This window comes from Lactiplantibacillus daoliensis (genome assembly GCF_005405005.1).
In the GTDB taxonomy this organism is placed as follows: Bacteria; Bacillota; Bacilli; order Lactobacillales; family Lactobacillaceae; genus Lactiplantibacillus; species Lactiplantibacillus daoliensis.
The window spans coordinates 117,735-143,450 of sequence record NZ_BJDH01000005.1 but is presented as its reverse complement, the minus strand read 5'-3'; the positions used below and the strand labels follow the sequence as shown (position 1 = coordinate 143,450).

At 43.8% G+C, this 25,716-nt stretch carries 27 protein-coding genes; 9 read left to right on the top strand and 18 right to left on the bottom strand.

What is annotated here, in order from left to right; all coding sequences use genetic code 11:
• Position 1: 1 nt before the first annotated feature.
• The gene (locus tag FFM64_RS07885; protein ID WP_137607462.1) at positions 2-736 is read right to left on the bottom strand and encodes a glycerophosphodiester phosphodiesterase; all 735 of its coding nucleotides are present in this window, start codon (positions 734-736) and stop codon (positions 2-4) included.
• 103 nt (positions 737-839) lie between these two features.
• Between FFM64_RS07885 and FFM64_RS07880 the strand changes: the two genes are divergently transcribed.
• Entirely contained in the window at positions 840-1,016 is a 177-nt protein-coding gene (locus FFM64_RS07880; protein ID WP_024625559.1) for a DUF3042 family protein, read from the top strand.
• A gap of 52 nt (positions 1,017-1,068) precedes the next feature.
• Here the strand turns inward: FFM64_RS07880 and FFM64_RS07875 are convergent, their stop codons facing one another.
• The 7 genes from FFM64_RS07875 to FFM64_RS07845 form a co-directional block, all read right to left on the bottom strand.
• On the bottom strand, positions 1,069-1,482 hold the full coding sequence (locus FFM64_RS07875; RefSeq protein ID WP_137607461.1) for a rhodanese-like domain-containing protein: 414 nt from the start codon (positions 1,480-1,482) through the stop codon (positions 1,069-1,071).
• Between the two features lie 173 nt (positions 1,483-1,655).
• On the bottom strand, positions 1,656-2,618 hold the full coding sequence (locus FFM64_RS07870; protein ID WP_137607460.1) for an ROK family glucokinase: 963 nt from the start codon (positions 2,616-2,618) through the stop codon (positions 1,656-1,658).
• A gap of 17 nt (positions 2,619-2,635) precedes the next feature.
• Complete coding sequence (locus tag FFM64_RS07865; protein WP_137607459.1) at positions 2,636-2,857, bottom strand: YqgQ family protein; 222 nt, start codon at positions 2,855-2,857, stop codon at positions 2,636-2,638.
• A 27-nt stretch (positions 2,858-2,884) separates the two neighbouring features.
• A complete protein-coding gene (locus FFM64_RS07860) occupies positions 2,885-3,571 on the bottom strand; it encodes a rhomboid family intramembrane serine protease (RefSeq protein WP_171000346.1) in 687 nt (228 codons plus the stop codon).
• Positions 3,549-4,115 (bottom strand): 5-formyltetrahydrofolate cyclo-ligase, encoded by a 567-nt coding sequence (locus FFM64_RS07855; RefSeq protein WP_137607458.1) that lies wholly within the window; start codon positions 4,113-4,115, stop codon positions 3,549-3,551. Before FFM64_RS07855 ends, FFM64_RS07860 begins: the two co-directional genes overlap by 23 nt.
• A 162-nt stretch (positions 4,116-4,277) precedes the next feature.
• A complete protein-coding gene (rpmG, locus tag FFM64_RS07850; protein WP_137607457.1) occupies positions 4,278-4,427 on the bottom strand; it encodes a 50S ribosomal protein L33 in 150 nt (49 codons plus the stop codon).
• Positions 4,428-4,553: 126 nt separating this feature from the next.
• Positions 4,554-6,596, bottom strand: a complete 2,043-nt coding sequence (locus FFM64_RS07845) for a peptidoglycan D,D-transpeptidase FtsI family protein (RefSeq protein ID WP_137607456.1) — start codon at positions 6,594-6,596, stop codon at positions 4,554-4,556.
• Positions 6,597-7,429: 833 nt separating this feature from the next.
• Here FFM64_RS07845 and FFM64_RS07840 point away from each other — a divergent pair.
• From FFM64_RS07840 to FFM64_RS07830, 3 genes are all read left to right on the top strand, one after another.
• Positions 7,430-8,080 (top strand): hypothetical protein, encoded by a 651-nt coding sequence (locus FFM64_RS07840; protein WP_137607455.1) that lies wholly within the window; start codon positions 7,430-7,432, stop codon positions 8,078-8,080.
• 283 nt (positions 8,081-8,363) lie between these two features.
• Entirely contained in the window at positions 8,364-11,003 is a 2,640-nt protein-coding gene (locus tag FFM64_RS07835; protein WP_137607454.1) for a YfhO family protein, read from the top strand.
• A gap of 168 nt (positions 11,004-11,171) precedes the next feature.
• Positions 11,172-11,765, top strand: coding sequence for a hypothetical protein (locus FFM64_RS07830; protein WP_171000333.1), 594 nt, complete (start codon positions 11,172-11,174; stop codon positions 11,763-11,765).
• A gap of 53 nt (positions 11,766-11,818) precedes the next feature.
• Here the strand turns inward: FFM64_RS07830 and FFM64_RS07825 are convergent, their stop codons facing one another.
• On the bottom strand, positions 11,819-12,121 hold the full coding sequence (locus FFM64_RS07825; protein WP_137607452.1) for a HesB/YadR/YfhF family protein: 303 nt from the start codon (positions 12,119-12,121) through the stop codon (positions 11,819-11,821).
• A gap of 185 nt (positions 12,122-12,306) precedes the next feature.
• Between FFM64_RS07825 and FFM64_RS07820 the strand changes: the two genes are divergently transcribed.
• Together FFM64_RS07820 and FFM64_RS07815 are read left to right on the top strand one after the other, a co-directional pair.
• Positions 12,307-12,762, top strand: coding sequence for a LytTR family DNA-binding domain-containing protein (locus tag FFM64_RS07820; protein WP_137607451.1), 456 nt, complete (start codon positions 12,307-12,309; stop codon positions 12,760-12,762).
• Positions 12,759-13,466, top strand: coding sequence for a LiaF transmembrane domain-containing protein (locus tag FFM64_RS07815; RefSeq protein ID WP_137607450.1), 708 nt, complete (start codon positions 12,759-12,761; stop codon positions 13,464-13,466). The genes FFM64_RS07820 and FFM64_RS07815 overlap by 4 nt, the downstream gene beginning before the upstream one ends.
• A 72-nt stretch (positions 13,467-13,538) precedes the next feature.
• Here the strand turns inward: FFM64_RS07815 and greA are convergent, their stop codons facing one another.
• The 8 genes from greA to FFM64_RS07775 all read right to left on the bottom strand — a co-directional run bounded on the left by greA (position 13,539) and on the right by FFM64_RS07775 (position 21,902).
• On the bottom strand, positions 13,539-14,021 hold the full coding sequence (gene greA / locus FFM64_RS07810) for a transcription elongation factor GreA (RefSeq protein WP_137607449.1): 483 nt from the start codon (positions 14,019-14,021) through the stop codon (positions 13,539-13,541).
• Positions 14,022-14,128: 107 nt separating this feature from the next.
• Positions 14,129-14,758: a uridine kinase gene (gene udk / locus FFM64_RS07805; RefSeq protein ID WP_137607448.1), complete on the bottom strand. Its 630-nt coding sequence runs from the start codon at positions 14,756-14,758 to the stop codon at positions 14,129-14,131.
• Positions 14,759-14,772: 14 nt separating this feature from the next.
• Positions 14,773-15,969, bottom strand: a complete 1,197-nt coding sequence (gene mltG / locus FFM64_RS07800) for an endolytic transglycosylase MltG (protein WP_137607447.1) — start codon at positions 15,967-15,969, stop codon at positions 14,773-14,775.
• A 303-nt stretch (positions 15,970-16,272) separates the two neighbouring features.
• Positions 16,273-18,690: a phenylalanine--tRNA ligase subunit beta gene (gene pheT / locus FFM64_RS07795; RefSeq protein WP_137607446.1), complete on the bottom strand. Its 2,418-nt coding sequence runs from the start codon at positions 18,688-18,690 to the stop codon at positions 16,273-16,275.
• A 9-nt stretch (positions 18,691-18,699) separates the two neighbouring features.
• Positions 18,700-19,746: a phenylalanine--tRNA ligase subunit alpha gene (locus FFM64_RS07790; protein ID WP_137607445.1), complete on the bottom strand. Its 1,047-nt coding sequence runs from the start codon at positions 19,744-19,746 to the stop codon at positions 18,700-18,702.
• Positions 19,747-20,084: 338 nt separating this feature from the next.
• A complete protein-coding gene (locus FFM64_RS07785; protein WP_137607444.1) occupies positions 20,085-20,453 on the bottom strand; it encodes a winged helix-turn-helix transcriptional regulator in 369 nt (122 codons plus the stop codon).
• A gap of 31 nt (positions 20,454-20,484) precedes the next feature.
• Positions 20,485-20,991 (bottom strand): HD domain-containing protein, encoded by a 507-nt coding sequence (locus tag FFM64_RS07780; RefSeq protein WP_137607443.1) that lies wholly within the window; start codon positions 20,989-20,991, stop codon positions 20,485-20,487.
• Positions 20,992-21,131: 140 nt separating this feature from the next.
• Complete coding sequence (locus FFM64_RS07775) at positions 21,132-21,902, bottom strand: TrmH family RNA methyltransferase (RefSeq protein WP_137607442.1); 771 nt, start codon at positions 21,900-21,902, stop codon at positions 21,132-21,134.
• A 137-nt stretch (positions 21,903-22,039) separates the two neighbouring features.
• Here FFM64_RS07775 and FFM64_RS07770 point away from each other — a divergent pair, with 137 nt between their 5' ends.
• Together FFM64_RS07770 and yidC are read left to right on the top strand one after the other, a co-directional pair.
• Positions 22,040-22,312, top strand: a complete 273-nt coding sequence (locus FFM64_RS07770) for an acylphosphatase (protein ID WP_137607441.1) — start codon at positions 22,040-22,042, stop codon at positions 22,310-22,312.
• A 63-nt stretch (positions 22,313-22,375) separates the two neighbouring features.
• Positions 22,376-23,305 carry a membrane protein insertase YidC gene (yidC, locus tag FFM64_RS07765; protein ID WP_137607440.1) on the top strand — a complete coding sequence of 310 codons (930 nt, stop codon included), beginning with the start codon at positions 22,376-22,378 and terminating at the stop codon, positions 23,303-23,305.
• A 179-nt stretch (positions 23,306-23,484) separates the two neighbouring features.
• Here yidC and FFM64_RS07760 read toward each other — a convergent pair whose 3' ends face one another.
• Positions 23,485-24,378 (bottom strand): helix-turn-helix domain-containing protein, encoded by an 894-nt coding sequence (locus FFM64_RS07760; protein ID WP_137607439.1) that lies wholly within the window; start codon positions 24,376-24,378, stop codon positions 23,485-23,487.
• Between the two features lie 101 nt (positions 24,379-24,479).
• Between FFM64_RS07760 and FFM64_RS07755 the strand changes: the two genes are divergently transcribed.
• On the top strand, positions 24,480-25,715 hold the full coding sequence (locus FFM64_RS07755; protein ID WP_137607438.1) for an MFS transporter: 1,236 nt from the start codon (positions 24,480-24,482) through the stop codon (positions 25,713-25,715).
• Position 25,716 lies beyond the last annotated feature (1 nt).

The following is a 25,716-nucleotide window of genomic DNA, read 5'->3' as shown; positions in this document are numbered from 1 at the left end:
GTTAGCTCCCTTGCATTTTTAGTCGTAAGCGATGCGCCAGACCTGGATAATCCGTAATCAGGCCCGCAAATTGATGACGATAGCAGAATCGCATATCACGTTCCGAATTGACCGTCCAGGGCCGGAGTTGCACTTTTGGCAACAACAGCCAGTGCCGCCGTACCCACCGAATATCCGGATGGTACCCAATAATCACATGTTCCGCATGCAGCCGTCTGGCAGTCTTAAACTTGCTCTCGAATAAACTATCGAATTCAGCGGTTGGTTGTAATGCATGCAGTCGTTCAATTGACTTCGGATAGAAACTCGAATAGACCAACTTGAATGGCACCTCGTGATGATTAAAGTAATCCGCCACTAACGCTTCAATGCCATCATAATGAATCTTATTCGTTTTCAATTCCAGATTAAAAATGCCAGTAAAGTTCGCCTTGACGAGTAACTGCACCACTTCATCTAGTGTTGGAATTCGCGTGCCCGCATAGACGGAATCAAATTTAGCACCCGCATCCAAGCGTTTTAATTGTGCCAAAGTTAAATCCAACACGCGCCCTTTACCGTCAGTGGTGCGATCAACTTTTTCGTCATGAATAATGATCAGGTGGCCATCTTTTGATAGATGCACGTCCGTTTCAATGCCATCTGCGCCATCAGCCAATGCCGCTTCAAACGCTGGTAACGTATTTTCGGGACGAGTGCCTTTACTGCCACGATGAGCGATAATTTGAGTTAACATCTAATCACCTCAATTAGCTTAGACCTTTTTTAAGCTTTTAATATTGCGCTTTCAACGAAAAACATACATAATGAATGTAACAAATTATTAGGAGGTTCAAACGATGAAATCATTTACACGCGGGTTCTTATTTGGGGTAGTTGCGACTGCCGGTGCCGTTATCGGTTCCGTTTTATCATTCAAGAAACAGGTCGTTGACCCAATTGAAGATCAAGAAAATAAATTTGAAGAAAGCCGTAAAAAGGCCTTACGCAAGAGTCGTTCAGCCCATAACGGTTAATAACAAAAAATGGTGGCACGAACAAAGTTATTTTGTTCCGGCCGCCATTTTTTTAATACTTCGCTTTTTTCGTCTTGCCTTCCCAACGGGCATAACCAGGTTTCAAAATACATAAGTTTGAATACCCGTTTTTAGCTAAGATTGCCACTGCTCGCGTGCTTAACGTATGATTTTGGTCATAAACATAAACGGGCATGTCTTGACGTAATTCACCCATCCGAACCTTTAAGGAATTATAGGGAATATTACGAGCGCCTAAAATATGTCCCGCATCAAATTCCTTCTTTTCACGTAAGTCAATCACTTGAGCCTTACGCATTCCCTTAGTAAATTCTTCTTCATCTAGCATCGTTGAAACCTGACGCCGACGAATATAACTATAAAAGACATAAATAAAATATGCCGCGATTAAGATGATCAACACCGTGTTAACGTATGTCATCACACCAACTGCACCTAAAACCAACGCTATCCCTCCTAATTTCTACTTCTTTATTTTACACAAAACCGCTTACTTTTACTAGTCCTACTGTGGTTTCAACTAAGATTTAGCCAATTGACGACACAGGTATGGCTAGCAGAAATCACCTTGAACTAAAAAAGAGCCCCTCTTGAGGACTCTTTTCACACATCAATGAATTAGATAAAACGTTGAGCTAATGATGCGGCGCCAATAACACCGGCGTCATTACCTAAAACCGCTAACTTCAACTTTGTCGTATTCCGAACAGTTGGGAATGTGAATTGTTGGAAGTAAGCGTCAACTTGCTTCAATAAGAAGTCGCCGGCTGCAGAAACGCCACCACCAATGATGATTGAAGATGGGTTCATGGTATTACCAACGTTAGCCAAAGCTAAACCTAAGTAATATGAAACCTTGTCAACAACCTTTTTAGCTAAGGCATCGTCTTCTTTAGCTAAGTCAAAGGTAATTTTTGAACTGATTTCTTCACCATTGTCTAAAAGTTCTTTTAATTTAGAAGCACCAGAGAATTCTTCAGCCATATCTCGCGCAACGTGAACCACACCAGTTGCTGAAGCGTATTGTTCCAAACAACCGCGCTTGCCACAAGTACACATGTAACCATTAGGTTCTACGGTCACATGACCGATTTCACCAGCGGCACCAGCAGCACCGTGAAGTAAATGACCGCCAGCGATCAAACCACCACCGACACCAGTCCCTAAGGTCACAAAGGCCACATCATTGCCGTTTTCGCCAGCGCCTTTCCAGCGTTCGCCCAAAGCAGCTACGTTGGCATCGTTATCAAGCGTAAACTTGATTCCGGTTCCAGCTTCGATTTGTTTTTTAACTGGTTGTAAGGTCTTCCAGTTTAAGTTGTAGGCACCAATAACTGTCCCGGCGTCTAAATCAACAGTCCCGGGAGTTCCCATGCCAATACCGACAAATTGAGAACGATCCATCTTGTAGAGATCCAAATGATGATTGATTGAGTCGATGATGTTTGGCACGATGTGTGCCCCTTCATCTAAGATAGTGGTTTCGATACTCCACTTTTGTTGAATGTCGCCATTTTCAGTTAAAATAGCGAATTTAGTCGTCGTCCCACCAAGGTCGACACCGATTAATTTGCGATCCATGTTACGAAATCCCTCCATTAATGATGCGTGTGCTCATCACGCGCATGTTCTGCTTCTATCCGGTGCTCATGAGTCAATACGAGTTTTACGCGCGCATACGTCTTGGCATCCAGCACTCCGGCTTGGTACAAATGATCAATTTCGATCGCCATGAGTTCAATATCCCAAATTCGTTTGCCCACGTAAACGTAAACGCCAAACTTTTTCAGTAACTGTTGTACGTCGTAAAGTGTTTTCATGTGCATATCCTCGATTAATTATACAGTTTATTGAAAATTTGTAAAACCTAATTTTATCATTGCCAACCAAGCGATTATTAACGTTATCCCAGCTAAAACGCGTTTGAGGGTTGGAATCTTTCCCATTCGCGGTACACCAACGATGTAACCGAGTAAAAAGCCCCCGATTAAACCACCGACATGCCCCCAAATATCGATTCCTGACGAGAACAAATCGAAGACCAAGTTCAGCGCGGTGAATAATAAAAATTGACTGGTCAATTGTCGAATCATTGGGTTTTCCCAGAAAGACTCACCAACCATCAAGAACGCGCCAAACAGCGCAAAAATCGCCGTACTAGCACCGACTGACTGGTCTGGTGACAAGCCGAAGCTCATGATGTTACCGCTGATGCCACCCAGCAAGTAAATTGCTAATAGTCGCCAATGACCAAATAGCGCTTCAATCTGCATACCCATAAAGTAGATGACCACCCCATTTAGCGCAATGTGGGTCAACCCCATATGTAAAAAGATTGGTGTGATAAAGCGCCACCACTGGCCCGCAATAATCGCTTGGTCGTTCTTGGCACCCATTAGATAGAGCACTGCCGTGGCCGTGCTGCCACCTAATAACCATTCAACTAAGAAAACTGCAACGGTGAGCCCCAGTAACAACTGGGTCATCGCTGGTTCCGTTTGCCACCAACGTTTAATGTTCGTAATCAACACCATCCTTTGCAACCAATAATTGATCCAATAAAATATCATAGGCGTCCACGGGCCATTCAGCCTGCGTAAACACCATTTCGCGAAAAGCCAGCGTCAGTTTAATGCCACTATAATCAGCGAGGTAGCGATCGTAATACCCACCGCCAAAACCAATTCGGGCCAGTTCAGCTTGACTGTAACCTAAACCAGGAACCAAGATTAAGTCGATCTCATCCTTGGCAACCGTTTCACCAGTTGTTGGCTCGAAAATACCAAACTTAGTGCGAGTCAGCACTGTCTCTGACGTATATGGTTTAAAGGCCATTTGGCGTTTAGGTAAGGTTTGTGGAATGACCACTTGTTTATGATCCATCCAAGCTTGTCTGATAATTGGTTGAGTTGCAACCTCGATGCCACTGCTGATCGTCGTCGCAATCACTTGAGCTTGTTGCCACGCGGGACTAGCAAACAATTGTTGTTGTAAGTTCAGATTCTGTTGTGCTCGCGCATCGTCCGACAGCTCGGTCAAACGAGTGATCTGTTGTTGACGAAAAGCCTTTTTCTCCAAAACAATCACACTCCTATATTCAAGTCAATTTCTCTCTTAAGACTAAAAAATCTCATTCATCAACACGGCTGATTGTTAAGAAAACAATCACCCATTTGCCAACAAATGAGAAACCCATTGTCTAATGACAATGCACCGAAAAAACAACAGGTCACCCCGTTGTTATTTCGTTTCGCGATGTAATGTAACTTTGTGATCCCGTGGACAGTACTTCTTAAATTCAACCCGGTCCGGATTGTTCCGACGGTTCTTTGAAGATAAGTAGTTGCGTTCATGGCATTCTGTACATTCTAAAGTAATGTGTACCCGCATGTTGTAAACCCTCCAAACTCATTCGCATAATACAGGGCTGGAGCCCTTAACTTGAACTACTATACCATTATTAAATAAAAAATACCAGTATCAATTCAGATACTGGCATCGAAAAACACAATTTAATTATTTCGCATAATACTTCCAGAAAGCCTTATAAATTTGAATCGCCGTCTGCAAGTTAACAGTACTATTCGTCCCATTATTCATCCCTGGGAAGACAACCGCAATCGCCACCTTAGGGTTCTTGAATGGCGCATAAGTTGCCAAACTCAATGTTTCGGTAGGTGTCGAAGCATTGTAGAACGTTTCAGCAGTCCCAGACTTGGCGGCTACAGCTGGTGACAAACCAGCTAAGGTTCGCCCAGTTTTGTATTGGTTTGACCCATGGACCACGTCCCAATAACCGGTATGCACAACATCAAAATACGAGCTAGGAACATCAATCGTGTTCAAAACCCGTGTCCCGACGTTGACCTTAGTCTTACCTTGACTACCATCAGCATTTGTTCCCGTAATTGAAGAAACCACGTGTGGTGCCACCCGTTTACCACCGTTCGCCATGGTGGCAATGTATTGAGCCACTTGGATGGTCGTGTACGAATCGTAGTTACCGAAGGACAAGTCTAACGCATTACCAATATGGGCTTGATCCGCAGTCCCTTCATACCCAGTAGCTTCACCAGGTAAATCGATCCCGGTTGAGACACCTAAACCAAATTGATTAAAGTAGCCACGCAACTTAGAAAAAATTGAGGTTGGCATGTCTAGTGCTTTACCAGAGGCATACTGGAACCCGCCTTCCTTCATCGCTAATTGCATCATGTACGAGTTTGAAGAAACTTCCATCGCCGTTGAAGCATCTAGTCCGATACTTTGAGCACCCGCCTTATTGAACCAAGAAGTCTTAGCAGCGGTCCCTTTTAATTTGATTGGCGTATCGGTTAAGGCACTGCTGGTTGGCGTAATCACACCTGATTGTAGCGCACCCATGACCGTCGCACCTTTGACGACTGACCCCATAACAAATGATTGGTTAATAGTTCCGAGGGCGTTTTCGGTCACTTTACCAGTCTTAACATCACGATTTGCTCCGGCTAAGGCATAAACTGCGCCAGTAGTTGGATTCAGGACAACCGCATAGCCACCAACTGAATACGAATTACCAGAGCCGGCAGATTTAGCTTGTGACATGACAATACTTTGGACTTTTTCTTGGAATTTAGCGTTCATCGTTAGCCCAACGTTATCACCCTTTTGCCCGCCATATTTCTTGATTTCTTTCTTGATGACCCCATCTTGAGTCTTTACTTCAGTCTGTGACTTGGTGCCACGCAGCACGTTTTCGTATTGCTTTTCCAATTGGCTTTGACCAACGGAATCGTCCCGCGAATAACCCTGTGCCAGCAACGTCTTAATGTCATCACTTGGTAGCCCTTGCTTTTCAGTGGTGACTGTCCCAAGCACACTGCTTAAGCTAGTCCCATTAGGATAACTACGGGTCCAACTTGTCCCAACTTTGATCCCTGGCATTTGAGATTGATGTTCACCAATTTCGGCGAGTTCCTTACTCGTCACGCCAGTCGCTTTGATATTGACCGTCGACAACGAATAAGCGCCACTCATTTTGGCATAAATTTCAGCGGCATTCTTCTGATCCACTGTAAAATCATCAATCAAATGATCCGTCGTATATTTGACTTCACGGTCGTATAACACCTCTGAATCTGAAGAAGTTTTAACGTGTTTTGCAACGGCTTTTAAATTCTTAGCGTTCGATAAATAATAGTCGGCCTTGTTCCGATCAGTTAACGTATCCGTTGGTACCGTTAAATAATTGCTTAATTTCGTCGCAATTGAATACATTTTAGTAGAAGCAACGTTCAAACCTTTTGTATATTGAATGGCTTGATGAGACTTGTTACCAACCATGACACGACCAGTGGAATCATAGACAGAACCACGCTGCACGCTAGCGGTTGCTGTCGTGTTATTCGCGGAGTTAACTTCCGTCGCAAACTTATTCCCATAGTCAACTTGTAAGTAAGCCAACTGACCAATTAACGCTGCAAATAGTAAGAAGACGATAAAAAACAAAAAATTCAATCGAAATGGAATATGTGATTTATTCGGATCACGGTTTGCAGTTACTTTCTTAAACAGTTTCAATTCTCAGGCTCCCGTTCTTAATTTGGTCGCTATTTCTCAACAACTACCAGATACTACTAGCAATTGGACATCATTGCATAACTGGTACTATTTTACCCTGTACCTATTCACCAATCAATAGTGTACTATAAATCCCCTTATTTGGCATTCTTACGACTATGAATTTATACGCATCTTTAAAACTCGGTCCGAATAAAAATAGATCTTATCAAAAAGTTTCAAAGCCGAGACAGATTCACATTAACTGGTTATCTAAAATGAAAACTAGTCGATCACCGCCGCTTCCGATTGTTGCCGATAACATGCGGACGAGGGACCGGTTCAAGCCTTAGAAACGTCTTGAGCCTCGCCCGGAAGCTTTGCCTAAACCGCAAATCTCCCGGACCGTCCGTGGTGTAAGACCGGCAAGAAACGCCGGTCAAACGCCACCTGCACGTCCGATGTTATCAACAACAACCTCGGGCTAACCAGCAATTTTTAAAAGATAAATCAGTTATTTACACTTAGCGGAGTCAGTCAAAATCGGTGTGCGGTGTCAGCAAGCTTAGTCAGCGTTCTTGGTTGACTAAGCTCGCGGGGCAATTCAAAGACGGGTTTATCGGCTTTGAATTGAGATGCTAGACCGTTCTTTGGCTAGCGTCGTCCCCCACAGCACACCGGTTTTGACTGACGGAGCGCAAAATTTAGGTAAGTCTATTTTGGACGTAAAGGTTGCTGGTACTTCTACATTTGTGATACTTTTGAGTCTTTCAAGTTATAATAAAATCAGTTAGCAATTAATGTGCTCCGGGGAAGTGTTAATTGACTATCAAAACTACTTTGGAGGAATTACCATGAAAAAATCACTGATTTTGGGTATGACAGTGCTTACCATGTCTACACTCACATTATCTGGTTGCGGCAATCAACGTGCCAGCTCAAATACTGCAGGCAGTTCGAAGGTATCATCAGTTAAAAAAGTGAGTGAGAAGAAAGAAACAAGTCTTAAAAAGAAGTCAAGTGAAGCTGCATCAACAAGTATAACTGTCAGTGCATCATCAAGTCAGAATTCTGATAGCGCCACAACTAGCAGTCATGAATCCAGCTCACACTACACTAACTTAGCGGAAGTCAAACAACAACTAATTGGCAAGAGTTTTACAATAACCCCAACACAATTTGATGGCGAAGATGTCGATCAGGCCATGGATGAACAAAAGGCACCACAAAATACCGTTCACGACGGCATCGGATTCATAAATTTTGACAACGATACAACGGCCAGTTCAGTCATGCTAGGCTCAGTTAACGTTGCAACTAATTTTTATACAATTTCGGACCACTTGATCAAAGTCGCTAACTACGAGATTCCCTACACGCTAACCAATGATTCGTTAAATTTTAACAATTGGCAAACTGAAAGTGGCGGCCACACAATTACTTGGACTTGCAAATTAGATCCGGGTGCTAAAAGTAAGATTGATCAGATTGCCAACAACGGGTAGTTCATGACTATGAAAGTCAACACAGTCGCCATATCAGTAATTTAAAGCAACTGTAGTCGGATCTGATATCTATACGCAATTCTCGATTCTCACTTAAAACCAACTTACCTAGCGTTTTCCAGTACTAAGTTCAGCCACTTAACTTTCACCCATTTCATTACGAAGTTTTAACCGACGACTTGGGTCACTTATGCTATCCTAGACGATAGACATAAAATTTCAGTAACCATTTTACAGGTCTTAACTGGCTACTGTGGATTTAATAAGAGATTGAGGTGGCATTTTGAGAATCCGTCGTATCTTTGACAAACGCACTTGGCCGCTGTGGGTCAGTTTTTGGCTGCCATTACTAATCATGACCGGTTATTTCATTTACCGGCACATGGCACCTTTTGGCTCAAGTAGCCTGCTAACAGTTGATTTGGGACAACAATACGTTGACCTCTTCGCCTATTTCCGCCATACCCTGTTGCACGATCCAAGTGCTTTTTTCTATTCCTTTTCTAAAACAATTGGCGGCGAAATGGTGGGCGTCTGGGCTTACTATTTAATGAGTCCGTTTAACTTAATTTATTTACTATTCCCAGGCACATCGATCACTACCGGCATTTTCATCGTGACCGTGCTGAAATACGGCTTTGCCGGTTGGTCATTTGCCTGGTTATTGACCAAGACCCACACGCAAAAAGGCTGGCTAGTGCCAACATTCAGTACCGCCTACGCCTTAATGGGTTGGATGGTTGCCAACCAACTCAACATGATTTGGCTCGATACGACCGCAATTTTGCCATTAGTTATCCTCGGCCTTGAACGCCTCTTCAAAACTGGCAAAGTTCGTTGGTTTGCTGGTTGGCTCACCATCATGTTAATCGATAATTACTACATGGCATACATGGTCATTTTGTTCAGTTGCCTATACTGGTTGTATGGTGCAACTAAATATTGGGAGAATTTAAAAACGCTTGGCAAACAGCTCTTAAAGTTTGCCTGGGGTGGCCTACTTGCGGTCGCGTTATCCGCATGGTTGCTCCTACCAACTTTCTGGGCGTTGATGCAAAGTAAAGCTCAATACAACGTGACCAAGCTCCATTGGAAATTTGAATACGCGCCTTGGAAAATGTTGGCAAAATTCGTCACTGGTAGCTTCAACTTTGAACAGATGCCAGCTGGTCAGCCTAACTTCTATGTGGCTTGGCTGGTATTATTTGCCTTCATTCTGTACTTCTTACGTAAGCAACCCAAATGGTCCATTAAAGTTAGTGCTCTGCTGATCACAGCCGTTTTAGTCTTATCTTTCTGTTATGAACCATTAGACTTGCTTTGGCACGCCGACCAATTTCCAGTCTGGTACCCTTACCGCTTCTCATTTGTCTTTTGTTTCTGGATCGTTTGGCTAGGCGCACAAGCACTGACACAAAAGTTAACCGTCAACTGGTGGCAAGGAACGATCATGTTTGCATTAGCGGCTGGTCTCTTTGGCACTGTTTATTTAAATCTCAAGCACGTGAGCTACATTAACGTGCCTAATCTGTTAATTACGATTGGGCTTGCGGCAGTTAGTTTAATTTTACTCTTGGCACCTAAACAAAATCGAATGATTTACCATCTAATCGCCTTATTGTTAGTTGCAACTGATATGAGTATTAACGTTGTTGCTTCTCTGAATAACATTTCATACGTTTCACAATCCGAATTTGGCAACTATACCGCTGCCTTGGATAAAACGGTCAATCAAATCAAGGGCAGCGACAATCACTTCTATCGGGTTGGCAAAACGTTCACGCGAACTAAAGATGATCCGATGCAAGCGGCTTATAATGGTGCCGATCATTTTAGTTCAACCTTTGAAAGCATTATTCCGAACTTCTTTGGCTCGATTGGACAACCTGATGGTGACGGGGTTGTGACCTACTCGAACGGGACGTTGATTACCGATTCCTTATTAGACATGCGCTACTTCATGTCCAAGACGATTCCACAATCACAAGCTGACAATGCCAATTACAATCGCTATATTCCGGTTACGAGTACCAAGCCAGATTTAGTTCATTATCAAAAAAAGCCCAGTTTGAGTAACTCTGAGGCAACGACTTATCAAAATCCTTATGCGCTTGGCCTAGGCTTTGCGGCTTCAGATAACATCTTGCATTTGAAAGTTCCTAAAACAACTGGTGATCCAATTGCCCGCCAAGAATTGATCTATCAAACGCTGGCAAATCGGTCAACCACTGGCCTGATTTCAGCAGAAAACTTTGATCAGGTCGTCTTCCAAAACGTGAAGCAAGTGACCACCTTGACGGGGGCCGTCGTAAATAAGAAAGACCTCGCTAAAACTGGTTCGATCTACTTTAAGTTTACGCCGCAAACGAATGATTCTTACTATATTACTTTAGGCTCGAACTTAACGACTTCTAACGCTAGTTATTATATTAACGGTAAAGAATTACAACAATATCCGACTTACCGGCATACCATCGCTGTCAATGTCGCAACTAACAGCAAAGGTAAAACGGTCACGTTCGGCATTCAAATGAAAAAGACGTCGCTCTGGTTGCAGAACTTTACGCTTTATAAGTTGAATAATCATCAATTTAAACAATCCGCCAAGACATTGCAACAGTCACCTTGGCAGTTGACGAAACACTCAAGTCGTAAATTGACTGGAACCATCAACATTAAACAAAAGCACCAAGTCTTGATGACGACCATTCCGTACTCTGATGGTTGGCATGCTACCGTCGATGGCAAGGCAGTCAACACGAAGAAAGTCATCAACACGTTTGTCGCCGTGCCACTTAACCAAGGCAAGCACACTGTCACGTTAACCTATCGCCCACCATACCTAGTCACCGGCTTAAGTATTTCCGGAATTGCTGCACTCGGTACCGTCGCCTGGTTCACATTAAAACGCCGCAAGCATTAGTCAAGAAAGGCTTTCGACCCCGTTTGGGGCTGGAAGCCTTTTTGCGACACTGAGTTTGGTAACTATCCCAAAATGCCTGTCAGATTGACAATTGGTAGACTGGCAGCTAGGCTTTAGGAAATCAACTTGTGAACGTCCGGTTTCAGCCCACGAATCGAGGAACCTATCATGCTCATCCCTGCAAAAATCCAATTTAACCTCATCTTTTGGAAAGTGCTCAACTTCGGTCTCTTATTGCTTATTTACTGGACTCAAATCACGGCGTACACGCCTCGCGTGCTCCTGCCAAACAATACCTTAATACTGATGATAAGCTTTACCATTGGTTACGGCATATTACTAGTGTCTCCAGCCCTCATCAAAAGATTGGTACAACCAAGTACTAGCCGGTCAATCCAACAAGACTTAAACTTGATTTTTGCGGGCTATGCCTTGATTCTAGTTTTCTTCCCCACAACATACACCCAACCAAATCTAATTAGTCATTACGGCGTTCTGGGGTTCTTCCTGGCTCTGATTAGCTTGTCCTTAAGTTATCTCACCCAGCCAACAGCCATCAGCATTAGTCAACCTAATTCAGCCCCAAATTGGCGGTCAACGAATTTACTCGAAGCACGTTTACTGGTTCCCTTAGGACTGGTCATAATGGTGGCAGCAACTAGTAGCAGCCGGCTGACATGGATTGTGAGCGTTGGCGGGATCTCTATTGTTACGCTGATTACCCGTTTATATTCAAACTATCTCGCCAAACAAGATCTTTAAAAAAAGAGTTTCACCCTGATTCAATCAGTGGTGAGACTCATTTTTTGTAACTTTTACTCGTGATTTTCAATGTACTCATACTTGGGACCGTCATTTTCAGCATCATAATCGACCGTCAAATCATACCCCTTAAAGAACCATTCGTCACGATCGTTCACATAATAGTTCACACCATCCGTCTCCGTTGACGCAATCGGGCGATGAGGTTCATCATCTCGTGCCACACCAATTGAAAAACCGTGGTGCACTGGTGTTTTACCGTATGTCTTACCATAAAAACGGACACCATTACCAGTCGTCACGCCCATATCTTCGTGGAACCATTTGCTAGCAGCTGGTGTAATCGTAATCTTCATCAAGGCTCACCTCATCTTTGTAATCGTTTACAACATTGTCTTCTTTTTTGTCACAAAACGCAACATTGTAAGTAATGTAACAATCCTCGACCACTCACGCACTGAGATGAACCACTTAGGCTAAATCCATTTACAATCACGACCTAATATGGTGTACTAATAATTGCTAAAGGAGGTGAATCACCGTGCATGTCACTGTCAAAACTGAACCCGCCGGCACTGAACCCAAACTCACTTTACACTTACCGGCGGATTATCCGAATCCAAAACAGCTACTGACGCAACTTGAAAATTTTTCCGCCACAGCGGTTACGTTAACCGTTTCACAGGCTGGACACACCGTTCAATTGCCCATCGCAACTATCTTATTTTTTGAAGCTGAAGGTCATCAAGTTCGAGCGCATACACGGGAGACCAGCTATCAGACCTCGTGGCACTTGTATGAATTAGCCGCACAATTGCCAGCAACCTTTTTACGAATTTCAAAATCCGCAATTGCCAATACACAGTTAATCACCTCATTAACCAAATCGTTAACTGGTAATTTGGTTGAATTTGATCATAGCCACAAACAATTGTACGCCTCACGTCGGTATTATCGGGAACTCAAACAAACTCTAGAGAAGGAGCCTTTTAAATGAAACAACGTTGGTTTTGGGGAACTTTTTTCCTCGTTAGTGCCATTGTCCTCGTCACCAGTCAATTAGGTGTCTTTAGTTATCACGTTGGCATTTGGACTTTGTTTTTAACCATTGCTTTAATTGCAATTATCGTCACCAGTCTTCGTAATCTCATCATGTCTAGTCTGGTCTTTGCCATCGCTTTACTTGCCATTATTTATGCCAAGCCACTCGGGATTACGGCGCTGGTTCCTTGGACAATTCTGGGTGCCGCCCTATTACTCAGCATCGGCCTAAGCATCCTAGTTCATCCGCGTTGGAAAATACACGGTGGTGCGCATCGAAATTGGCACGGCCACTTCGATCATGAACGAACTAGCACTCAGACCATTGATGAGCCTAATGTTAACCTGGACTTAAGCATGAGTAACAGTATTCGTTACATTCACAGTACCGACTTTAACGGTGCGAACCTCCACGTTTCCATGGGTGGTGCTAAGATTTACTTTGATGATGTGCAACTGCGTCACGCTGAAGCGACAATCACTGTCGACATTTCCCTGAGTGGCGTCGAATTGTATCTACCAAAGACTTGGCAAGTCCAATTAAACGTGGACAATAGTCTCGGCGACATTACCATTAACGGCACGCCAACCACTGCTGGACCAGTGATCTACTTGCAAGGCCGGGTATCGCTTGGTCAATTATCTATTACCTACATCTAACAAAAAGGCACTACCAACGGCAACTTGGGTAACCCAAGCAATCGTTAGTAGTGTCTTTTTAACACTGTTCAATTAAGCATTTTCAACTTTTAAAATTTTAACTTTCATTGAGCCAGCTGGAATATCGATGTTAACTTCTTCATCAACGTGATGGCCAATTAAGCCCTTCGCAATTGGTGAATCGTTAGAGATCTTACCTTGCATTGGATCAGCTTCTGCTGCCCCAACAATTGTATAGCTTTCAGGATCTTCATCTGGTAATTCTTTGAAGGTCACAATCTTACCAACTGAAACTTCGGTCACATCGATTTTTTCACTATCGATGATTTCTGCATATTGAAGCATATGTTCGACCGTCTTGATCCGATTTTCTAATAAACTTTGTTCATTTTTAGCTGATTCATATTCAGAGTTTTCGGATAAATCTCCGTAACTCCGTGCGATTTTAATCCGGTTGATGATTTCAGGACGTTGGTTAAGCTTTAAATCTTCAAGTTCATGTTCAAGCTTAACTTTGCCTTCTTCCGTCATTGGATAAGTTTTATCTTCTGCCACTGTTTCCACTCCTCGATTTTTAAATAAGTTAACAGAGAACAGCCTACCATGTCGGATTTTAATTGTAAACTGTCAAATCCGAAAAATAGGCTGTTGTTTGTTGATATTTATAAAATTGACCGTACTTTCGTCGTTAACAAATCGATGGCGACTTCATTCTCGCCACCTTCTGGCACGATGATGTCAGCATAACGCTTGGTCGGTTCCACGAACTGATGATACATTGGCTTAACGGTTGCTAAGTACTGTTCAATCACCCAGTCCAAAGTTCGCCCACGTTCCTTGATATCCCGTTGAATCCGACGAATGATTCGAATATCATCGTCAGTATCAACAAACACCTTGATGTCCATCAAATCTCGCATCCGTTGATCATCTAAAATCAAAACACCCTCGACAATAATCACGTCGCGTGGTTCTTGATGGATAGTCTCCGCGCTCCGTGTCGACTGTTCATAATCATACACGGGTTTCTCGATTGCTTCATAATTGATCAACTGCTTAATTTGTTTAATCATGAGTTCCGTGTCAAAAGCTAGTGGATGATCGTAATTGACTGCCCGCCGTTCTGCCATGGTCATTTCACTCTGATCATTGTAATAAGAATCCTGTTGTAAAATTAATAATGATTGCCCAGATAACTGGTTATAGATGGCCTTGCTAACCGTTGTTTTACCACTACCGGAACCACCCGTTACGCCAATCACAATTGGACGCCGATGTTTATTTTCATTCATATTACGCTTCAACCTCATTGTCCGTTTTCGTCGGTACCGTTATGTTTGGCTACCTTTTTGATGTTGGCCGCATGTCCTGCAGCGTCCTTTGCATAATAAACTTTACCAGTCTTCAAATCAGCCACAAAGTACATATAATCCTTGCTTCGATCTGTTGGGTTAAGCACTGACTTAATTGAAACCAAGCCAGGACTATTAAATGGTCCAGGACCATAGCCCAAATGTAACCTTAAGTTGTACGGTGATTTTGATTGTAAATCTTTAGCCGTCAAAGTTGACTTCGTTGAGTTAATGGCATAGAAGACTGAAATATCAGAATCCAAGCGCCATTTAGCCGCCAACCGGTTTAAGAAAACACCCGCAATCAGATGCCGATCTTTAGTCGTGCTACCTTCACGTTCCACCAGCGACGCTAAAGTCATCACTTCTTGAACAGACATCTTTTGTGTCTTGATTTGCTTGTAGTAAGGTTGCATTTCTTGATCCGTCTTAGCAACCATCTGCGTGACCAATTGTTTCAAAGTCGTTTTCTTATCCGCAATATAAGTCGCAGGGAATAGGTACCCCTCCAACCGGTAACGCACATTCTTAGCTTGCATCGCCGAACCAAGCAAGTCAGGATATTTCTTCGCCAAAGACTTCATGAAGGTCTCATCCTTCATCAATGCCAGGAATTCCTGCGAAGTAAAGTCAGTTTGCTTCTGAACGGTCTTCGCAATGGTCTTGATTTGACTACCTTCCACAATCAGTACCCGCCCCGTTGAACTTTGAATGGGTTCAGATGACCCGCCCTTATTCAACGTTTTCGCGATTTTTGAAACTGACATGGATGGTTTTAATTGATAATAGCCCGCGTGGAAATTAGATAAATTGTGTGCCTTGGTCCAATATTCGAACACAAAACCGCTCTTAATCACTTTCTTGGACTGTAAAATATCCGCAATCTTTTTACCATTCGCACCAAATGGAATCTCAACTTGCACCACTTGTTGGTCGTTTTTATTCAACGGCTGCGTCGCATTATCAAAATAGCGATAACCGAGAAAACCGATAATGACGATCAATGCTACCAAAATACCAATCACGCCGCCAATGACGCGCTTAGAAAAAGACTTCCGCTGTTTCTGGGCTAGCCGATTTGGTTGATCGGTCGAGCCGTGGTCTTGTTGATCCTGATTATTTTGGTCGTTATTCAAAATTCGCCCCTCCATCTATTGATTAATCTTATCAATTATACAAAACTAGCGCTATCTTTGCACGATTTCTGAAAGACTTTTACCCTTTTTTAGAATAATTTTCATTTCTACGCAAAAAATTGGTCTGGCGGGCAAAAAAATAACCATCCTAGCGACTGATAAACACACAGTGCTAGGATGATTATTTTTGAGTTAATTAATGGTTGAAAGTTTAAAATTACCGATCTGCATGTCAATAATCAGACAGTGAAAACCAGACGATTACTGGTACTGCGACATTTGTGATACTTTTTAGTCTTTCAACCTTTAAGACTCAATTTAACGGATTTCAGCGCCCAACGTTTCAGTTAATGCGGCTAAAACTTTGTCGAAAGCTTTGGTGATCTCATCATCCACCAAAGTCCCATTTTGATCTTGATAAGTCAAAGTGTAAGCCAAGGACTTCTTACCAGCTGGCACATGCTTACCATTATAAACATCAAAGAGTTGGACCTTTTGGAGGTGCGCCCCACCCTTATCGGTAATCAACTTCACGATTGCAGCATTAGTGACCTGATCATCGATTAACATCGCAACGTCTCGGGTAATGCTTGGGAACTTCGAAATCGTTTGATATTGTTGATGTTCCTTTGGTTGCGCAATCAGCGCATCCAAGTCAAGTTCAAAGACATACGTCTCACGCACTTTGTAAGCTTTGGCCGTTGCCGGATGAATTTCACCGACGAAACCAACCAAGTCTTCACCAACATAGATGTCAGCGGTCCGACCAGGGTGCATTTCAGGATGTTCCGTGCTGGCAACATAGCTGATTGGGGCTGCTAACGCCAAACTCTTCAAGTAACCAGCAACAATACCTTTGATTTGATAGAAATCAACCGGTGTCGCTGCCGTATCCCAAGCGGTTTGAACCATTGACCCGGTAATTGCACCAGCAATGTGTTCAACTTCTTTAGGACGCACTTGTTCGGGCTGACTGAAGAAGACCCGGCCTTCCTCGTACAAGGCAACGTCATGTTCTTTACGAGCATTGTTGTAAGCTAAGTCATCTAACAAGCCTGAAATCAGATTCAAGCGCAAGGCAGAGCGCTCTGAACTCATTGGGAAATCTAACTTAGTGACCTCGCTGGCATGCATGGCAAAGGCTTTGGCTTTGGCTTCAGTCGTCAAAGAATAACTTATAGCTTGCGTTAAGCCGGCACTTTCCATTAACTTGCGAGAGTCCCGAATAACTTGTTGCGTTTCATTCAATTTACCAATCGTTGGTTGACCAGTTGGTAAGGTTGATGGCAAGTTATCGTAGCCATACAAACGCGCCACTTCTTCAATCAAATCAGCTGGAATATGAATATCCCAACGGCGGGCTGGAATCGTAACGGTATACGTTTCACCATCGATCGTGGTTGGGAAGTCTAACCGTTTGAAGATGTCAGCAACTGTCTCTAAGGATAAGTCGGTCCCCAACACATGGTTGATCCGACTCAGACTAATTTTGACAACTGCTGGTTGCACGTCTTCATCCCGACCGACGACCACGCCAGTTGTCACGGTACCATCACTCAATTCAGCGATTAATGCTGCCGCAGCATCCAAGGCCGTCTCAGTCGCGCTGTGATCAATACCACGTTCATAACGCATTGAGGCTTCACTATGCAAATTATGGTTATGTGCTGTCTTCCGAATCTTCACGGCATCAAAAATTGCGCCTTCCAGAGCAATCGCAGTGGTATTGTCAGTTACTTCACTGTCCAAGCCGCCCATGGTTCCGGCTAAACAAATTGGCACATCGTCGCTACAGATGACCAAGTCAGTCGTGGCTAAGTCACGTTCTTCACCATCTAAGGTCGTCAATTGTTCTCCGGCCTTAGCAAAACGAACGTTGACCTGACCCTTAGTTAAGCTGTTGAAATCAAACGCATGTAAAGGTTGGCCATATTGCATCAGAATGTAGTTCGTCGCATCAACCACGTTGTTAATGGGACGCATACCGGCATTCCAGATCCGGATTTGCAGCCACAATGGACTTGGTTTGATCGTGATATTTTTGATCAAACGCATCTTGTACATTGGTACCGCCTGCTCGTCGGCTTGAACTGTCACACTAAGTTCATCGTCAGCCAATTCATTGGCGTCTTCATGCAAATCAACAGTTGGCATCGTTGGTTGTTGATCATAGATTGCGGCCAATTCATGGGCAGTTCCGTTCATACTCAACATGTCGCCACGATTAGGTGTCACTGACATGTCAATAATTTCGTCGTCCATCCCAATGTATGAGAAGACTGGTTCGCCCGGTTTAGCGTCGGCTGGCAAGATGAAGATGCCGTCAGCAACTTCTTTTGGTACTAATTTTTCATCAAAACCGAGTTCATCTAAAGCACACAACATCCCATTTGAAACCACGCCACGCATCTTACTGCGCTTGATTTTTGTGTGATTGCCAATCCAAGAATTTGGCAGCGCCACAATCACCTTTTCACCAGCGGCCACATTTGGAGCCCCACAAACGATTTGAATTGGATCGTCTTCACCAACATCAACTTGGCAAATGTGTAAATGATCTGAGTCGGGATGTGGGACGCACTCTAGCACGTCACCCACGACAACCTTTTTCAAGCCTTCACTTGGACGAATCACGCCATCAACTTCAACGGCTGTCCGTTCAATTTTTTCTGCTAATTCATCGGCTGGAATGTCCAGCTTTAAATAATCACGTAACCATGCATAAGAAATTCTCATTGGACCAGCCTAACCTTTCTTGTAAAACTGTGATAAGAACCGAACATCATTTAGGTAGAAATTCCGGATATCGTCAACACCGTATTTCAACATTGCAAAACGATCTGGACCTAAGCCAAAGGCAAAACCGCCATAGACTTCTGGATCAATCCCAGACATCTTCAAGACCCGAGGATGGACCATCCCGGCACCTAAGACTTCAATCCAACCAGTTTGCTTGCAGACGGCACAACCTTTACCGTTACAGTTAAAGCAAGTCACATCGGCTTCCACAGAAGGTTCCGTAAATGGGAAGTAACTTGGGCGTAACCGGACGTCAAATTGATCACCGAATAATTCATTGGCAACTAAAATCAAAGTCCCTTTCAAATCAGCCATCGTGATGTGCTTATCCACGACTAACCCTTCAATTTGATGGAATTGGTGAGAATGCGTTGCGTCATCGGTATCGCGACGATAGACCCGACCTGGTGATAATACTTTTAATGGTCCCTTAGAAAAATCATGATTTTCAAGTGAACGCGGTTGGTCCGCAGAAGTTTGCGTCCGCAACAGAATCTCTTTTGTGATATAGAAAGTATCTTGCATATCACGGGCAGGATGATCCTTCGGCAAATTCAACCGTTCGAAGTTATAATAATCTTCTTCAACTTCATCCCCGTCGACGATCTGATAGCCCATTCCCATGAATAAATCTTCAAGTTGCGTGATAATCTGGGTAATCACATGTGGTTGGCCTTGTGGCACTTGCCGACCTGGCAACGTCACATCGATCTTTTCAGCAGCCAATCGTTTGTTTTGAGCCGCTAATTCCAATTCTTCGCGACGGTGATCAATCGCTGCCTGTAACTTATCACGAACTTCATTCGCATATGCCCCAACTTTTGGTCGTTCTTCTGGGGTCAAATCACGCATTCCCCGTAACACTTCAGTAATAGGGCCTTTCTTACCGAGCAAGTCAACTTTGACATCATTAACTTTTTTCAAAACATCGGCAGACTTAATATCTGCTAAGCCTTGATCTCGTAATTCGGTTAACCGATCTTGTAAACTCATATGGTTCCCTCCATTTTTTACTCACCTTTAGACACAAAAAAGACCTCATCCTAAAAGGGACGAGGTCATCGCGGTACCACCCTTGTTCGCAAAACTCAGTCAAACTGAGTTTACACGCACTTTCACCGGATAACGGCCGGGTACCGGAAACTGTTTTTTGTCTTAACTAAATGTCCAATTTCAGCTCAGAGAGTGAATTCGTTAGCGTTAGTCGCCGGAGTGCTTCCAATCGATGACACTCTTCCCTAAGACGCCGCTACTAATTACTATTTCTCATCAAGGCTTTATTCGTTCTACTATGCAAGTCTATGGCAAAGTTTCCACAGCGTCAAGCCCTATTAGCAAGATTCTGCGGGACTGTACCACTTATCTGACCAATTGTGAACCGTTGCCATGACTTGTTTCAAGTCGGCACCCTTGTCCGTCAACCGGTATTCAATCAACGCGGAATCACAATGGGTCACGCGACTAACGATGCCATTTGCTTCCAGTTCTTTAAGACGCACCACTAAAACCCGATCACTGCACTTTGGAATGCGGCGGGCTAAATTCTTAAACCGTTGGGGCCCATCTTCAAGTAAAACGTCGATAATTAGGCCGTTCCACTTCTTACCCAATATCGAGAACGTCTTTTCAAATTTAGGACACAGTTCGAATTCGGATTCAACGGTCGCGTCTTCAACCGTTTCTAGCATCATTTCTGACATTTGCATGACCTCCAATAATCCTGCTATCGATCTAACCAGCAGATACTTTTCCGTGGAGTCGATCTAATTGCTTGGCCACCTTATTACGTAATGGTCCAAAAAATTCATGTTCTGCTTCATAATCATCGACTAAAGAGACTAACAAACTTTCACGATACTTAGGTAAAGCCAATGTGGCACCGAACATATGCTTTAAAATGATATCCTTTTCCATCGGTGTTAATTTCGTTAACTTTTCCGCGTTACGTAGCGCCACGCGTGGATGAATAAAGGCATGCGAACCCAAGTCAAACTTGGTTTCACGCCAATCATAATAAAATAAGTCATGTAATAATCCGGCACGTGCAACAGCCGAAGTATTGAGATGCCACTTCTTTGCCAATAAGTAACTATCATATGAAACTGCAATTGAATGATCTAAACGATTCGAATGATGGTGTTGCGTAAAATCAGCTAAATGTTGCACCGCTGGTTGGGCCAACAAATCGGCGACAAGCGCCACGTACTCGGAATCTTGTTTCCAGACATTGGTTTTCATTGAAAGCTCCCTTTACTAATAACTACCGCTATTCTACTAAAAAGTAAGTAACTTTGAAAGTATTTTGTCCAATTCGGCCACAATTCTAACCAAGCTCGAGTTGTTTAGGCTGCCCCTTTCGTTAGTACGGAAGCGGCTAATTAACGATAAAGTCCAAACATTAAGATTCCGGCCGCAATAGCTACATTCAATGATTCTGCCCGACCTTTTATCGGAATATAAAGATTTTTATCCGTCAACGCCAACAACTCAGCACTCATGCCGTTGCCTTCATTGCCCATGACCAGACCAAAGCTGGCTGGCGCCTCAATATCTAAGTATTGCGCTGCTTGGTCATTTAATTCAGAACCGTAGACTGGTTTACCTTGGGCTTGCAGTAATTTGACAAAATCAGTCAGATCCGTGCTGATCAGTTGTAAATGAAACTGACTACCCTGCATTGCTCGTTCGACCTTCGGCTGATGAATATCAACGGTCCCCGTCCCGAACGCCACTCCCGCAAAACCAGCGGCATCCGCAGTCCGAACCATCGTCCCAATATTCCCTGGGTCTTGCACGTTGTCTAGTAACAACCAAGGGCGACTCAAATCTAGATTTGCTAACGGATCCGTCTTCGGCTTGGGGAGCACCGCCAACGCAAAAACGCCTTGAGGGGTCACAGTCGCACTAATATGACTGGCCACTTCTTCTGAAATTTCAATCAACGCTGGAAAATGAGTTAAATCAGGTTCCGTTGCCAATTGTTTTTCGGTAATCAACAGCGTTTTAATCGAAACTTTGGCTTTAACTGCTTCATTGACCAAATGCCAGCCATCTAGTAAATAAAGTCCCTGTTGCTTGCGGCCCTTTTTTGTCTGTAATTTTTTCCACGCCTTCACGTGAACATTTTGTAGTGAATTTATTTTTTCCATCATGGACTTCCTATTCTGCTTGGTTTATTAATGATAAGTATAGCATATCGCTTGGAAGGAATTTCCATGCTATTATATTAGTATGGTGTGGTTATCAATCGCCCCATCTGGACCATTTTGTAAAAGGAAGTGACAACATGCGTGCAGTAACGTTACAAGCCAGTGGCCGTGTTCAAGGCGTTGGTTTTCGTTGGGCAACCAAGGTCGCTGCGGATAAATGTGGGGTCAATGGTATTGTCCGCAACCTAATGGACGGTTCCGTCTTCATTGAAGCTGAAGGCGAAGATCAACGTATTCAAGTATTTATCGATGTCATTAAGCAATCACCGACTGATTTCGGGAAAGTCACCAAATTAATTGTCAATGACGTTGAACCGCAAAATTATCATAATTTTCGGATAACTAATTGAAATCCCTTACCGTCTCTAGTATCATCATGTTTATATGACTAAATTAAAGGGGATTAATATCTAGTGAAAAATAAAAAAGCCCTCACCGTCACAGTGGCACTATCTAGTTTAGTGTTCTTCTTAAGTGGCTGTGTGCAGGTCAAAAACGGTAAACCATACGGCTTTGTCTATGACTACTTAGCTCGACCTGGTCAAGCCGTCATGCAGTGGTTAGCACAACTCTTCGGCAACAATTATGGGTGGGCCATCATTGGGTTGACCGTAATTGTTCGATTGATCTTATTACCTATGATGATCAACCAACAACGTAAGTCGACATATCAACAAGAAAAAATGTCCGCCGTCAAACCACAGTTAGCTGTCATTCAAGAACGACAAAAAGCAGCCAAGACACAGGAAGAAAAAGCAGCGGCCAGCAACGATATGATGGCCTTATACAAAGCCAACGGTATCAGTATGACCGGTGGCATCGGTTGTTTGCCATTACTGATTCAATTTCCAGTCTTTTCGGCCTTGTATTATGCGATTCGGTATTCACCAGAACTTTCTAGTGCGAAGTTCATGGGCATCGCATTAGGTCATTCGAGCTTCTTGTTAGCTGTACTCGCCTTCTTGTCTTACTTGGCACAAGGTTACTTGTCAATGATTGGGATTCCAGACGAACAAAAAAAGACCATGCGGACGATGTTAGTTGTTAGTCCAGTGATGATTTTATTTGTGACCATGTCTGCTCCGGCTGGATTGGGCTTGTACTTCTTCGTTGGTGGATTATTCGCCTGCTTACAAACATTGATTATCAACTACTTCCGTCCACGGATTCGCCGTGAGGTGGAAGAAGAACTCAAAAAGCATCCAATTAAAACGCCAACACCGACAGCAGCTAAGCCTGTCAAAGCCACTGAACAAACGGTTGAAACCAACCGACCAACTAATCGTAATGCACGACCAAATGAGGGCCGTAATGCTGGTAAACAGCAACGTCATCATCATTAATAGATTTAAAAGAGCCTGGGACCAACCCCAGGCTCTTTTTGTTTTTCCTAATATTTATAGCCGAAACGTGGAACAAAAGATCACGGATGCAACGTAGCTACGAAAGTCAAACGATTGAAAATACCAATCATTCGACTTTCTAGGCTATGCTCGGTAGCAGATCGCCTTTTGTCCCACTCTTATGCTTTCCGATACTGCTGGGCCTCCGCTGTTCTAACCTGAATAATTGAGCGCAGATTGTTATCCAAAAATGGCCGTTGTTGCTTTTCTACCGCCATAATCTCGCTCAACGTGTCTTGTCCGGCCTGCCAATTGCCAAAATAACATTCCCACAACGCCAGCCAGACTTGCTGGGTCAGGCGACCATCCCAATCTAATTCGGCCGGCGTAATTGCAAGCAGTTTCGGCCGCAATTGGCGCGCTTGGTCAAAGGCCTTACCACTTAACAAAACCTGAAAAGTCGTGCCGTAAAACGCTAACAGCTCGCCTAAGACTCTAAATGGATCGCCCCAAGGCGTACAGTACCGTTGACAATTAAGTTCCATTTTAGTCCTCAGTTGCGCGACCCCCGTCAGACCAGCATCGTGCATGGTCAACGGCACTAACAAGTTGACAAACTTCAACTCCTGTAAAGTCCACATCGGTGTTTGCTGTAAATGCTGTACTGCTGGACGCACCGCGTCGGTCATCGCAAATTCGGCACGATCAAAGCTCAATAATTCGATCTGCATATAACTCGCCACCAAGCGATCATAAGCTCGCGGACTTTTGGCATGTGACCTGATCCACTGACTTAGTGCTGGAAAATTTTGCTGCTCATAATAGCGATTTGCCTGGCTCAGTGCTTGATCAAGTGGCGACGGTTGGTAGTGCTGATGGATAAAACGGAACTCATCCACCGAAACTGCCAGATTATCTAAAATTTCAAACAATTTACTAGCACTGATATCGTTGTGACCACTTTCAAACCGGCTGGCAAATGATCGTGAAACGATCCCACCATAAACGCCAGCCTGAGTTAGACCTTTAGCCAATCGTAATTGCTTAATCGTGACACCTAAACCATCAGTCATCCGCTCACATCCTCATGTGGCATATATGCCACTATTTTAATGCTCATCATACACCGCCATTGGCTATAATGCCATTATTAACCAGAAAGACGGTGATCAAAATGCTCACAATTCTTAAAAATCATACCTTGCAAACGCTAGCGAGTGCGAACTGTTTTGCCACGCTAGGGATGAGTTTATTTAATATCATTTTACTCACGTATGCCAAAAGCTTCGTACAACCAAAACTATTCGTTTCAATTGTATCAATCGCCACAATTGCCCCCTACGCGCTGAACGTCATCATGGGTGACTTAGCCGATCGAACGACAGCCAAGGCAACTTGGTTAATTGGGACCAAACTCGGACAAGCCCTCCTGTACTTTGGACTCGCCCTGATCATCAACCAACAAACGGTTCTCAGTTTTACAATCGTTGTCACCTTGAATGTACTCGCCACGTTACTTGGTAATTATGGTGGAAGTCTTTTCAATGTCATCGTCCAAAAACGGTTGGTCGCAGCGGACCGCCAACAGGCCTTTGGCATCAATCAAAGCGTGGGTACCCTCATGGCTCCCGTTGGTCAAAGTCTTGGCGTGCTGATTATCGCGGTAACGCATAACTACGCCTTGGCTGGTGTAATCAACGGTGTCACCTTTCTGCTTGCTGCGGCCTGCCTATTTATTGGCTATCCAACCATTATGACCAGCGTTGCTGCAAGTAAGCAACCCAGTTTAAACACCATCTGGCAGCTAGCTAAACGGGCGATCGAACAAACCACACAATTACCGGCGATCAGTTTCCTGGGAATTATCATGTTACTAAACATCCTAGCAATGAGTGTGGACACCGTTTTAAACTTGTACTTTATCACCGCCGCCCCCAAGTTTGGGCTACCCTATGCTACAGCAATCTTACTCACGAACCTCGTTTTCGTGGTGGGTAGTGTCCTTGGTGGTGTTTCCCGTCGGACCTGGTTGGATCAGTTAAGCTTCTGCCAACTCACTTTACTAACCACCATTGCGATCGGTAGCGTCTACCTAGGCTTACTGTTATGGCCAAATATCAATTTGATCCTGCTAACTCAATTTGTCACCGCCTTTTGTACTGGTAAGTTAGATCCAAAGATGTACGCCTTATTCACTGCCACCGTTACACCAAACCTAACCGGAACCGTGCTTGGACTCGTCAGCACAACAGTCACGATCGGCGCACCAGCTGGTAGTATCGGCCTTGTGCTTCTCTATAATCTCATTGGGCCACAACTAGCCTTTACGGTTGCCGTCGGTCTCGCCGGAATCATCATGTTGTGGCTCTGGACCGCAAATCACCTGAAATACCTAAAAAAGCGCCCATGAC

What these genes read in the sequence shown, in the direction of transcription:
- FFM64_RS07885 (WP_137607462.1), bottom strand. Translation starts at nt 736, where the DNA reads ATGTTAACTCAAATTATCGCTCATCGTGGCAGTAAAGGCACTCGTCCC.
- FFM64_RS07880 (WP_024625559.1), top strand. Translation starts at nt 840, where the DNA reads ATGAAATCATTTACACGCGGGTTCTTATTTGGGGTAGTTGCGACTGCC.
- FFM64_RS07870 (WP_137607460.1), bottom strand. Translation starts at nt 2,618, where the DNA reads ATGGATCGCAAATTAATCGGTGTCGACCTTGGTGGGACGACGACTAAA.
- FFM64_RS07865 (WP_137607459.1), bottom strand. Translation starts at nt 2,857, where the DNA reads ATGAAAACACTTTACGACGTACAACAGTTACTGAAAAAGTTTGGCGTT.
- FFM64_RS07860 (WP_171000346.1), bottom strand. Translation starts at nt 3,571, where the DNA reads ATGGTGTTGATTACGAACATTAAACGTTGGTGGCAAACGGAACCAGCG.
- rpmG (WP_137607457.1), bottom strand. Translation starts at nt 4,427, where the DNA reads ATGCGGGTACACATTACTTTAGAATGTACAGAATGCCATGAACGCAAC.
- FFM64_RS07840 (WP_137607455.1), top strand. Translation starts at nt 7,430, where the DNA reads ATGAAAAAATCACTGATTTTGGGTATGACAGTGCTTACCATGTCTACA.
- FFM64_RS07830 (WP_171000333.1), top strand. Translation starts at nt 11,172, where the DNA reads ATGCTCATCCCTGCAAAAATCCAATTTAACCTCATCTTTTGGAAAGTG.
- FFM64_RS07825 (WP_137607452.1), bottom strand. Translation starts at nt 12,121, where the DNA reads ATGAAGATTACGATTACACCAGCTGCTAGCAAATGGTTCCACGAAGAT.
- FFM64_RS07815 (WP_137607450.1), top strand. Translation starts at nt 12,759, where the DNA reads ATGAAACAACGTTGGTTTTGGGGAACTTTTTTCCTCGTTAGTGCCATT.
- udk (WP_137607448.1), bottom strand. Translation starts at nt 14,758, where the DNA reads ATGAATGAAAATAAACATCGGCGTCCAATTGTGATTGGCGTAACGGGT.
- mltG (WP_137607447.1), bottom strand. Translation starts at nt 15,969, where the DNA reads ATGGAGGGGCGAATTTTGAATAACGACCAAAATAATCAGGATCAACAA.
- pheT (WP_137607446.1), bottom strand. Translation starts at nt 18,690, where the DNA reads ATGAGAATTTCTTATGCATGGTTACGTGATTATTTAAAGCTGGACATT.
- FFM64_RS07790 (WP_137607445.1), bottom strand. Translation starts at nt 19,746, where the DNA reads ATGAGTTTACAAGATCGGTTAACCGAATTACGAGATCAAGGCTTAGCA.
- FFM64_RS07785 (WP_137607444.1), bottom strand. Translation starts at nt 20,453, where the DNA reads ATGTCAGAAATGATGCTAGAAACGGTTGAAGACGCGACCGTTGAATCC.
- FFM64_RS07780 (WP_137607443.1), bottom strand. Translation starts at nt 20,991, where the DNA reads ATGAAAACCAATGTCTGGAAACAAGATTCCGAGTACGTGGCGCTTGTC.
- FFM64_RS07775 (WP_137607442.1), bottom strand. Translation starts at nt 21,902, where the DNA reads ATGGAAAAAATAAATTCACTACAAAATGTTCACGTGAAGGCGTGGAAA.
- FFM64_RS07770 (WP_137607441.1), top strand. Translation starts at nt 22,040, where the DNA reads ATGCGTGCAGTAACGTTACAAGCCAGTGGCCGTGTTCAAGGCGTTGGT.
- FFM64_RS07760 (WP_137607439.1), bottom strand. Translation starts at nt 24,378, where the DNA reads ATGACTGATGGTTTAGGTGTCACGATTAAGCAATTACGATTGGCTAAA.
- FFM64_RS07755 (WP_137607438.1), top strand. Translation starts at nt 24,480, where the DNA reads ATGCTCACAATTCTTAAAAATCATACCTTGCAAACGCTAGCGAGTGCG.